The organism is Halochromatium sp., from assembly GCF_046541315.1.
Lineage (GTDB): Bacteria > Pseudomonadota > Gammaproteobacteria > Chromatiales > Chromatiaceae > Lamprobacter.
Window position 1 is genome coordinate 1 of record NZ_JBKHDN010000091.1, and the last position, 10,415, is coordinate 10,415.

Consider the following 10,415-nt stretch of genomic DNA (forward strand, 5'->3'; position numbering starts at 1 on the left):
CGAGCCGGTGCCCTTCGCCACGGTCGAGGTGGAATGGCGCAACGATGGCTCGGTGACGCCGCCGGCGCCGTCTTTCGTGACCCAGGTGCTGAAGACGGATGCCAACGGCGTCTTCAGCTATGCGATGCCCCGCGCCGGCTGGTGGGGCTTCGCCGCCCTGCTCGAGGGCGACGAGACCATGGCCAACCCCGATGGCGAACAGGTGCCGGTCGAACAGGGCGCGTTGCTCTGGGTGCGCGCGCGCGCGATGTGAGCCGATCCGTCTCGCGGCCAGCGTGGTCGCACATCCCTCTGGCCGAACGCATGCGCCCGCGCAGCCTCGACGAGGTGGTCGGCCAGCAGCACCTGCTCGCGCCGGGGCGAGCGCTGCGCGAGGCCATCGACGCGGATCGCCCGCATTCGGCGATCTTCTGGGGGCCGCCTGGCACCGGCAAGACGACCTTGGCGCGGCTGATCGCGGCGGCGTCGCACAGCCGGTTCCTGAGTCTCTCGGCGGTGTTGGCCGGGGTCAAGGAGATCCGCGCGGCGGTCGCTCAGGCGCGCCAGCTTCGGGCCGCCGAGCAGCGCGGCACCATCCTGTTCATCGATGAAGTGCATCGCTTCAACAAGGCGCAGCAGGATGCCTTCTTGCCGCATGTCGAGGACGGCACCCTGGTCTTTATCGGCGCGACCACCGAAAACCCCTCGTTCGCGCTCAACGACGCGCTGCTCTCGCGGGCGCGCGTCTATCTGCTGAAGCCGCTGGAACGAGCCGATCTAGAACGGCTGGCGGATCGTGCGCTGAGCGATACCGAGCGCGGTCTGGCGCCTGCTTCGACTCAGGGCGCAATTGAAGGCTCCCACGAAGCAGGGGCCAACGGGGCCGCCGATGCGGGCGCTAGGATCGAGGCTGCGGATTCGACCGACAGCGGCCAGGGTCGCATCCTGATCGATGCCGAGGCGCGGCGCTTGCTTGCCGAGGCCGCCGATGGGGATGCGCGACGACTGCTGAATCTGCTGGAGCTGGCGGTCGATCTAAGCGCGCCGGTCGTCTCTGAACGCCAGCCTGAAGCCGGGCCAGGAGCGGAGTCCGCGCCCACGCCTGAGCCCACGCTTGAACCCATCCGTCGCATCAGTCTCGAAACCCTGCGTCGAATCACCGAGGACGGCGTGCGCCGCTTCGACAAGGGCGGCGATGCCTTCTACGATCAGATCTCGGCGCTGCACAAATCGGTGCGGGGCTCGGCGCCCGATGCCGCCCTCTACTGGCTGGCGCGCATGATCGATGGCGGTTGCGATCCGCTCTATCTCGCGCGTCGAGTGGTGCGCATGGCGAGCGAGGACATCGGCAATGCCGATCCGCGCGCGCTCGCGATCGCGCTGGATGCCTGGGATGCGCAGCAGCGCCTCGGCAGCCCCGAGGGCGAATTGGCACTGGCGCAAGCGGTGCTCTACCTGGCCAGCGCGGCGAAGAGCAACGCCGTCTATCGGGCTTGGAACAGCGCGCTCGAGGACGCGCGCAAGCAAGGCTCACTGGAGGTGCCGGCGCATCTGCGCAACGCGCCCTCCCGCTTGATGAAGGAACTCGGTCATGGCCACGCCTATCGCTACGCCCATGACGAGCCCGACGCCTATGCCGCCGGCGAGCGGTATTTCCCCGATGGCATGGCGCCACGGCGCTACTATCGGCCGGTCGAGCGCGGGCTCGAGATCCGGATCAAGGAAAAGCTCGAACGGCTCGCGGCGCTCGATCGCGCCGCCGCCAGGCCTCGATGAGGCAACAGGAGATCCCGGCGCCGCGTCGGAACGCTCACAGACCGGCGGGTAGGGCAAAGGGCGCCGCCACCCGAAAGGGCAGTTCCTGATCGAACGACCTGGACTGTTGCTGCGCCTCCTTGATCTCCTCGATGGAGAGGAGTTTGGCGACCCGGTCGCGGTCGATGACGGCCTCCTGCTGACCGCGCGCCGCCGCGATGTTGCACCAGGCATAAGCCTCGACCAGGTCTTTGTCGGCGCCGATCCCGTGACTCAACATGGCTCCCACACGGTACATCGCCATCGGCTCGCCTTGCATGGCCGCGCGGCGATACCAGGCGAGCGCCTGTTCGTAATCCTGAATCACGCCGCTCCCGTTCTCGTGCAGCACACCAAGCATCAACTGCGCCCTGGCGTGGTCGTCCTCGGCGGCTTGTCGGAACCATTTCGCGGCCTCGGGGAGCGTGGAGCCGCCTTCGCGATAGGTCGAACGGCGCAAAAGCTCGAGGCCTTTGCGGTAGTTGCGCTCGGCTTGATCGAGGGTCTCCACCTCGGGATCCGCGTCAGCATCGAGTGTTTCCGCCTCGGGATCCGCGTCAGCGATGACCTCGTTGTGCGCTTGCTCGACGAGCATATGCTCGGAGGTCGCCGGCTGATAGCGGACCACCAGGATGACGGCGACGCTCATCGATAGGAGTGCGAATCCACTCAAGCGCCAGGAATAGATCGCGGACAGGTCTCGGGCCGGGAAGCGCAAACGACAGTCGCGACAGCGAAAGAACCGACTCAGCAGGGGAAGACTCTTGCGGCTCGGGTCCGACGCCTTTTTATGGGAGTGGCGGACATTGCTGCTGCCGCATTGAGGGCATTTGACTGTGGGCATGGACGGAATACACAAAGGGTTCGGGGCCGCGACGGGCAAGCTCCGTGTCGCCAATTGACATTCCGGTAATCGGCACGTTCAAGAGTAGCTGGGAGCATGAGGATTGGTCAACGTGGAGTGTTTCGCCATCGCCGCCAGCGTCGAGGCGAGAACCTGTCCCAGCTCAGGATCTTGGTCGACTCTGCCGATTCAGGTAAGATTCCGCCTCGGATTTGGCCGGGCGCAGTGGTACGCGGATGATGCAACTCTTGGCGATCGCCGGCGGCGGGGCGCTCGGTGCCATGGCGCGCTTCGGCGTCTCGACCGGCGTTTACCGGCTGTTCGGTCGCGACTTCCCCTGGGGCACCCTAGCCGTGAACGGGCTCGGCTCCTACGCGATGGGACTGCTGTTCGTGCTATTCCTGGAGCGCGGCCTGGTGGCGCCGGAGCTGCGCGCGGCGGTGCTCGTCGGCTTTCTCGGCTCGTTCACCACCTTCTCGACCTTCTCGCTCGAAACGCTGACGCTGGTGGAGCAGGGCGAGACGATCCGCGCGTTGCTGAATGTCGCTGGCAGTGTGCTGCTCTGTCTCGGGGCCTGCTGGGCCGGTATCCTCAGCGCGCGGTTGCTATGATCCACTGCCGGGTGGTGTCGGTGACGGAACGGCAAGGCCAAGCATGGCGTCCGATGCGCCACTCATCATTCACGACATGCGCGCTCCACGCCTGCGCGCTCGCGACAAACCCGACACGCCATCATGCTTGATCCCAAACTTCTTCGCGGCGAACTCGATCAGGTCGCCGCCCAGCTCGCGCGCCGCGGCTTCCGCTTGGACACCGCTCGCATCGAGGCCCTGGAGACCCGCCGCAAGACGCTGCAGGGCGAGGTGCAGGAGCTACAGAACCAGCGCAACGTCAAATCCAAGGCGATCGGCAAGGCCAAGGCCGCCGGCGAGGACATCGCGCCGATCAAGGCCGAGGTCGCCGCCTTCGCCGATCGCCTGAAGGCGATGGATGCCGAACTCGAAAGCCTCCAGGCCGAGCTGCGCGAGATCGCCCTCGGCATCCCCAATCTGCCCGACGCCAGCGTGCCCGATGGCGCCGATGAGACCGCCAACCGCGTCGAACGGCGCTGGGGCGAGCCGCGCGCGTTCGATTTCGCGCCCAAGGATCATGTCGATCTCGGCGTGCCGGCCGGTTGGATCGATTTCGATGCCGCCGCCAAGCTCACCGCCTCGCGCTTCGCCGTGCTCAATGGCCCGATGGCGCGGCTGCACCGCGCGCTGATCCAGTTCATGCTCGATCTGCACAGCGAGGAGCATGGCTACAGCGAGACCTCTGTGCCCTACCTGGTCAATGCCGACAGCCTGCGCGGCACCGGTCAGCTGCCCAAGTTCGAGGAAGACCTGTTCCGGGTACCGGGGCCGGAGCGCGACTTCTATCTGATCCCGACCGCCGAGGTGCCGGTCACCAACCTGGTCCGCGATCTGATCTGCGATGCCGAGAGCCTGCCGCGCAAATGGGTCGCGCATACGCCCTGCTTTCGCAGCGAGGCCGGCTCCTACGGCAAGGACACGCGCGGCATGATCCGCCAGCATCAGTTCGAGAAGGTCGAGCTGGTGCAGGCGGTGCGCCCGGAGGACTCATTCGCCGCGCTGGAAGCGCTCACCGGCCATGCCGAGACGGTACTGCAACGGCTCGGGCTGCCCTATCAGGTGGTCACGCTCTGCACCGGCGATCTCGGCTTCTCGGCGGTGAAGACCTACGATCTCGAGGTCTGGCTGCCGGGCCAGCAGCGTTATCGCGAGATCTCCTCCTGCTCCTGCTTCGGCGACTTCCAGGCGCGCCGGCTGCAGGCACGCTGGCGCAATCCCAAGACCAACAAGCCCGAACTGCTGCACACGCTGAACGGCTCCGGGCTGGCGGTCGGGCGCACGCTGGTCGCGGTGTTGGAGAATTATCAGCAGGCCGATGGTAGCATCGAGGTGCCGGAGGTGCTTCAGCCGTACATGCGTGGCTTGACGGCCCTAGAGCCGACTCGCTGATCCGCGTCACTCATCCTTGACCGCAACGGTGCCATGAAAGAGCCCATACCAACCCCGCCATCGACCTCAAACGCATCGACCTCCAACGCGCAGATCATCTACATCCTCTATCTGGTCAGCCTGGTGGTTGGCGTCACCGGTATCGTCGGCGTGATCATGGCCTATGTGTATCGCGGCGATGCGCCGGACTGGCTACGAAGCCACTATCGATTCCAGATCCGCACCTTTTGGATCGGGCTGCTCTATGTCGTCCTGGGGATGCTGCTTAGTGTGGTGCTGGTCGGTTTCTTGCTGCTGTTGTTCTGGCTGGTCTGGCTCATCCTGCGCTGCGTGAAGGGCCTACAGCAGCTCGAGCGCCGCGAGCCGGTGACCGACGTCGAGACCTGGCTGTGGCCGAAATAGCGGAGTGGCTCAAGGCGGGCTCGAGTCCGCTGTCGATCGCTAGACTGGCAGGGGCGGCTCGCGAACGGATCGCGCTTCCCTGCGTCCAATGGACCGCTGCCGTTCAGCACGCATGTCCCCCCATATAATCTCTGGAAATAATCTCTGGAACCGGTTGCCATGCCCCGCCAACACTTGCCCATCGGCATCCAGACCTTCCGCAAGATCCGCGAAGGCGATTACTACTACGTCGACAAGACCGGCTTCGCGCTGCGGCTGATCGAGGAGGGGACACATTACTTCCTCTCGCGCCCGCGCCGCTTCGGCAAGAGCCTGTTCCTCGATACCCTCGCCGAGCTGTTCAGCGGCCATCAGGCGCTGTTCGAGGGACTCGAAGCCGATGAGCGCTGGGATTGGTCGCGCCGCTCTCCGGTGATTCGATTGAGCTTTGGCGGCGGCATCGTCGGCAAACCGGCCGATCTTGAGGTCAAGATTCGCGAGCAGCTCGACATCAATCAGCAGGCACTCGGCCTGCATTGCAACCAGTCCAGCGTCGGTGGCGGCTTTGCCGAACTGATCCGCAGCGCCCACGCGGCGACCGGTGAGCGGGTGGTGGTGCTGGTCGATGAATACGACAAGCCGATCCTCGACAACCTGCAAGATCCCGACAGCGCGCGGGCGATGCGCGATGGACTGAGAAACCTGTACTCGGTGATCAAGGATTCCGACGCGCACATCCGCTTCGCCTTCCTCACGGGCGTGAGCAAGTTCAGTAAGGTGAGCCTGTTCTCGGGGCTGAATAACCTCAAGGACATCACCGTCGATGCCCGTTACTCAGCCCTCTGCGGATATACCGAGGCCGATCTCGACCGGGTCTTTGCTGCCGAATTGGACGGCCTGGACCGAGCCCAGATCCGCACCTGGTACAACGGCTACAACTGGACCGGCGAGGCGGTCTACAACCCCTTCGATCTGCTGTTGTTGTTCGATACGCACCAGTTTCGCCCCTGGTGGTTCGAGACCGGCTCGCCGAGCTTCCTGGTCGATCTGCTCACCGAGCGTCAGACCTTCCTGCCCGACCTTGGCTGGCTCGTGGCCAGCGAGCAACTGCTGTCGGCCTTCGATGTGGACTATATCAGCAGTGAGGCGCTGCTCTTCCAGGCCGGCTATCTGACGATTGCCCACGAGCAGCAGTTCGGTGCCTTCATCGAGTATCGACTGCGCTACCCCAACCTGGAGGTGCAAGCCAGTCTCAACGGCGCCCTGCTCAATGTGTTGCGCGCGCGCGCCTCCAGCACCGCAGAGCAGACCGGGCGACTCTATCGATTACTGTTGGCCAATGACTTCGCCGGCCTCGAACAATTGTTCACCGCCTTTTTCGCCAGCATCCCGCACGATTGGTATCGCAACAATCCCATCGCCCAGTACGAGGGCTACTATGCCAGCGTGTTCTATGCCTACTTTGCCAGTCTCGGGCTGGACCTGACGCCAGAGGAAAGCAGCAACGCCGGGCGGCTGGATCTGGCGCTGCGCTTCAACGCCCAGGTCTATCTGTTCGAGTTCAAAGTGGTCGAGCTGGTGCCCGAGGGCAGGGCGCTGGCGCAGATCAAGGAACGCGGCTATGCGGAGAAATACCGCACCAGCGGCGAGCCGATCCATCTGATCGGGGTGGAATTCAGTCGCGAGCAGCGGCAGGTGGTTGGCTTTGAGGTCGAGTGCCTGGACGGCCCCAGCGACGCCGCGCGAGCAACCTAGCCACAATCGCTGACACAACCAGCCTATCGCCCCTTGCGCGGCGACTTGGCGACCTTGGGTGCCTTGGATGTTTTCGGTGACTTGGTGGCCTTGGCCGCCTTGGCCGCTTTTGGCGCTTTTGGCGCCGAGACCTGCGCCCGCGCCTTGACCGGCTCGCCGTCGGAGATCGCGAGCACCAGGCCCAGGCTCGCAAAGACCGTCAGCAGGCTGCTGCCGCCGTGGCTGATCAACGGCAGCGTGATGCCGGTGAGCGGCAGGGCCTTGGTCACGCCACCGATGTTCAGCACCGTCTGCACGCTCAGCACGGTGGCCACGCCGGTGGCGGCCATCAGCCCGAACGGCGTGCGCGCGCGCGCCGCCAAGGTCAGCAAGCGGGTCAGCAGCACCGCGAACAGCAGCAGCAACAGCAGGCTGCCGGCAAAGCCCAGCTCTTCGGCCCAGACCGCATAGATCAGGTCCGATTCCGCGATCGGCGTATAGCGGGGCCGCGCCTCGCTGAAGCCCTCGCCCCAGAGTCCGCCCGCGTACATCCCGGACAGCCCCTGCAACACCTGCCAACCGGCCCCGGTGGGATCGGCAAAGGGATTCAGCCAGGCCTCGACGCGCCGCTGTCCGTGGCTGAAGAGGCCGAGCAGGGCGGCACCAGCCACGCCGGCCACCGCCAAGCCATAGAGCAGGTAACCGGGATGCCGGGTGCCTGCGGCCAAGACCGCGAGCAGCATGAGTGCCAGGATCAGCACCAGCCCGAGGTCACGCTGCAACAGCAACATCGTCAGCAGCAGCGCCCAGACCAACAGCAGCGGCCAGAGCCTGCGCAGCGGCGGCAGCCAACCACGCCAGCGACTGAGCGGCTTCAGATGTCGGTCGATATAGGCGGCGGTGAACAACACCATGGTCAGCTTCAGCAGCTCGGTCGGGGTGATGAAGCCGAGGCCGTACACCGCGCCGCGATAGCGTTGACCGGTCACCAACACCAGCGCCATGAGCAGCAGCGACAGTCCGGCCCAGAGCCAGGTCGCGCGCGCGGCGAGCCGATAGCGGCCATGACGCCCGGCGAGCGCGAGGCCCACCATCAGTGCCAGCCCAAGCGGCAGCAAGAGCAGCTTCGACCCGCTCAGCGATTCGACGCCGTAGAGCCCGGCCCGCGCTTGCGCGATCAGGCCGACCGCGCTCAGCAGCGCCGCGACCGGGAGCACGAGCTGATCGCCCCGGAAGCGCGCCAGCACGAGCAGCAGATGGGCGCTGACGCAGGCGCCGAAAACGACGACCAAGGGCATCAGGGCGCTGAACCGCACAGCCAGCCCCTGCCTGGGCCCGGTGCCGAGCAACATCAGATACCCGAGCAGCGCGATCAGCAGCGCCCCTAGCAACAGTTGGCGCTCTGGCGCGCGCAGCCGCCAGGCATCCTCGCGACGGGTTGGCATGCCGCGCCTTGCCATGGCTAGCAACGACTCATCGTCACAGCCCTTGCTCCGCCGCCTTGAGCAGCAGATCGCGCGCGATCGGCGCCGCCACCGTCGAGCCGTAGCCGCCATGCTCGACCAACACCGCCACCGCGAGCCGTGGCGCCGACGCCGGTGCAAAGCCGATGAACCAGCTATGCGAGGCCCCTTGCGGATTCTCGGCGGTGCCGGTCTTGCCGGCGATCTCGAGTCCGGCGCTGTCGATCCCGCGCGCGGTGCCCTCGCTCACCGCGCGTCGCAGCATCGCCCGCAGCCGACGCGCGCTCTCGGCGCTCATGAAACGCGCCAGCGCCTCCGGCGCCGAGTCGCGCAGCAGACGCGGACGCAGCGCGATCCCATCATTGGCGATCGCCGCCGCGACCAAGGCCATGTACGCCGGCGTTGCCGTGACCCGACCCTGACCGATCGCCGCCTGCGCCAGCCCGTAACGATCGCGCTCGGGGATCGGCTCCAGCCGCGCGGCCTGTAGCTGCGGCGCACCGCCGACAAAGGCGATCGAGCGGTTGAAATGGAACCGCTGACCCGTGCTGGCAAAGGCCTGATGGCCACCCAGGATGGCGAGCTGCGCGAAGAAGACGTTCGACGACTTGGCCAGCGCCGCCGAGAGATCGAGCGGGCCATGTCCGGCCCAGGTCCGGCCGGCGCGCCGCGCCTCGTAGTATTCGTGATCGCGGATCGGCCGATAGCGATCCGAGGTGGTGTAACCCTCGGCGGGACAACTCAAGCGGCCCTTGAAGCCCATCTCCAGGGCCTGCGCGGCGAGCACCACCTTGAACGCCGAGCCGGGCGGATACTGGCCCTGAGTGGCCCGATTCAGGAGCAGGTTGGTCGCCTCCGCGCCCGTGAACAGATCCGGTTGCAGCCGATTGGGATCGAAGCTCGGCACGCTCGCCAACACCAGCACGGCGCCATCGGCGGGCCGCAGCATCGCCACGGCGCCGCGTCCGAACGGTTTCGCCGCCGCGATCCGCTCCACCGCCAGCTGCTGCAGCTCGGCATCCAGGGTGGTGACCAGATCCTGACCACGCGGGCGCTTGCTCTGGGTCAGCACCTGACGTCCGAGTTCGCCCCAGTCGCCGAGACTCCTCAGCGTGGCGCCATTGAGCGCGCGATTGGCGCTGGCCTCGATGCCGCTCAGCCCAAACCGCGCATCGGCATAGCCGACCACATGCGCAAAGGCGGGCCCATAGGGATAGACCCGCTCGGCGGCGCCAGCGCGATTGCGACTCTCGGCCAAGACCCGACCACGCCGATCGAGGATGCGCCCGCGCTGAATCCAGTGCGCGGGATTGAATTGGCGGCGGTCATGCGACTGCATGAAGGCGATGAACCGCGGCCGCGCCGTGCCGCCGAGTTGCCAGGTCGCCTGATAGACCAGGATCGCCAGCAGGGCCAGCATCAGCAGCGCCACCGCCGGGCGCAGCCAAGCGCGCGGCCGCGCCAGATGCCGCAGCGGCACGGCGGCGCGCAGTCGCAAGGCCTGCCAGAGCCAGAACAGCAACGCGAGTCCAAAGGCCAGATGCAGGCCGACACGCATGGCCTCCCAGGACGGCGAGCGGAACAGGTCGTTGAGCAGATCCATGGCAGGCGCAAGCATACCCGAGAACCTCGTCGCGCTTGCGGCTACAATCGGTTCGATGACCCTGTCCAAGCAAGGCGCGCCGTCACCAGCGCCGCGCATCCCCAGGGTTCGATGCAGACAAGCCGGCGAATCGCTCGCCCGACCCAGCGGAGTCCAAGATGCCCCAAGACCCATCCCGCCACGGCCGCACCGGCCAGACCATCGATGGCAACAAACTCGACCGCATCGTCGCCGACGCCCGCCGCGCGATGGACGAGCGCGCCGCCGGTTACCGCGAGCAGGCGCTCAAGCTCTACCCTTGGGTGTGCGGACGCTGCGCGCGCGAGTTCGATCGCAGCAACCTGCGCGAGCTGACCGTGCATCACAAGGACATGGACCACGACAACAATCCGCCCGACGGCAGCAACTGGGAGCTACTCTGCCTCTACTGCCACGACAACGAGCATCAGAAGTACGAAGAGCATCTGGCCGCCGTCGCCGCCGGGCGCGATACCAGCGCCACCGGTGGACGCACCGCCGCGCCCAGCACCCACAATCCCTTTGCCGGACTCGCCGATCTGATGAAGAAAGACTGACGCGCGCCAGCCAAGCATCGG

Annotated in this window: 10 protein-coding genes; 7 read left to right on the top strand and 3 right to left on the bottom strand. The window is 66.4% G+C overall.

Annotation, left to right across the window (positions count from 1 at the left end):
- The coding region (locus ACLFQI_RS07730) for a DUF4198 domain-containing protein (RefSeq protein WP_410758332.1) at positions 1-253 on the top strand (253 nt) is incomplete at its 5' end.
- A gap of 50 nt (positions 254-303) precedes the next feature.
- On the top strand, positions 304-1,755 hold the full coding sequence (locus ACLFQI_RS07735; RefSeq protein WP_410758333.1) for a replication-associated recombination protein A: 1,452 nt from the start codon (positions 304-306) through the stop codon (positions 1,753-1,755).
- Positions 1,756-1,789: 34 nt separating this feature from the next.
- Here the strand turns inward: ACLFQI_RS07735 and ACLFQI_RS07740 are convergent, their stop codons facing one another.
- Positions 1,790-2,656 (bottom strand): hypothetical protein, encoded by an 867-nt coding sequence (locus tag ACLFQI_RS07740; RefSeq protein WP_410758334.1) that lies wholly within the window; start codon positions 2,654-2,656, stop codon positions 1,790-1,792.
- A gap of 200 nt (positions 2,657-2,856) precedes the next feature.
- On the opposite strand from ACLFQI_RS07740, the gene crcB reads away from it, so the two are divergent.
- The 4 genes from crcB (at position 2,857) to ACLFQI_RS07760 (ending at position 6,774) form a co-directional block, all read left to right on the top strand.
- The gene (crcB, locus tag ACLFQI_RS07745; protein ID WP_410758335.1) at positions 2,857-3,228 is read left to right on the top strand and encodes a fluoride efflux transporter CrcB; all 372 of its coding nucleotides are present in this window, start codon (positions 2,857-2,859) and stop codon (positions 3,226-3,228) included.
- A gap of 123 nt (positions 3,229-3,351) precedes the next feature.
- Entirely contained in the window at positions 3,352-4,638 is a 1,287-nt protein-coding gene (gene serS / locus ACLFQI_RS07750; protein WP_410758336.1) for a serine--tRNA ligase, read from the top strand.
- A 33-nt stretch (positions 4,639-4,671) separates the two neighbouring features.
- The gene (locus tag ACLFQI_RS07755) at positions 4,672-5,040 is read left to right on the top strand and encodes a DUF4870 family protein (RefSeq protein ID WP_410758337.1); all 369 of its coding nucleotides are present in this window, start codon (positions 4,672-4,674) and stop codon (positions 5,038-5,040) included.
- A 159-nt stretch (positions 5,041-5,199) separates the two neighbouring features.
- Entirely contained in the window at positions 5,200-6,774 is a 1,575-nt protein-coding gene (locus ACLFQI_RS07760) for an ATP-binding protein (protein WP_410758338.1), read from the top strand.
- Between the two features lie 23 nt (positions 6,775-6,797).
- On the opposite strand, the gene ACLFQI_RS07765 is transcribed toward ACLFQI_RS07760, so the two are convergent.
- Both ACLFQI_RS07765 and ACLFQI_RS07770 read right to left on the bottom strand, forming a co-directional pair.
- Positions 6,798-8,198: an FtsW/RodA/SpoVE family cell cycle protein gene (locus ACLFQI_RS07765; protein ID WP_410758339.1), complete on the bottom strand. Its 1,401-nt coding sequence runs from the start codon at positions 8,196-8,198 to the stop codon at positions 6,798-6,800.
- 34 nt (positions 8,199-8,232) lie between these two features.
- The gene (locus ACLFQI_RS07770) at positions 8,233-9,834 is read right to left on the bottom strand and encodes a peptidoglycan D,D-transpeptidase FtsI family protein (RefSeq protein ID WP_410758340.1); all 1,602 of its coding nucleotides are present in this window, start codon (positions 9,832-9,834) and stop codon (positions 8,233-8,235) included.
- Between the two features lie 143 nt (positions 9,835-9,977).
- Here ACLFQI_RS07770 and ACLFQI_RS07775 point away from each other — a divergent pair, with 143 nt between their 5' ends.
- Positions 9,978-10,394 (top strand): YajD family HNH nuclease, encoded by a 417-nt coding sequence (locus tag ACLFQI_RS07775; RefSeq protein WP_410758341.1) that lies wholly within the window; start codon positions 9,978-9,980, stop codon positions 10,392-10,394.
- Positions 10,395-10,415 lie beyond the last annotated feature (21 nt).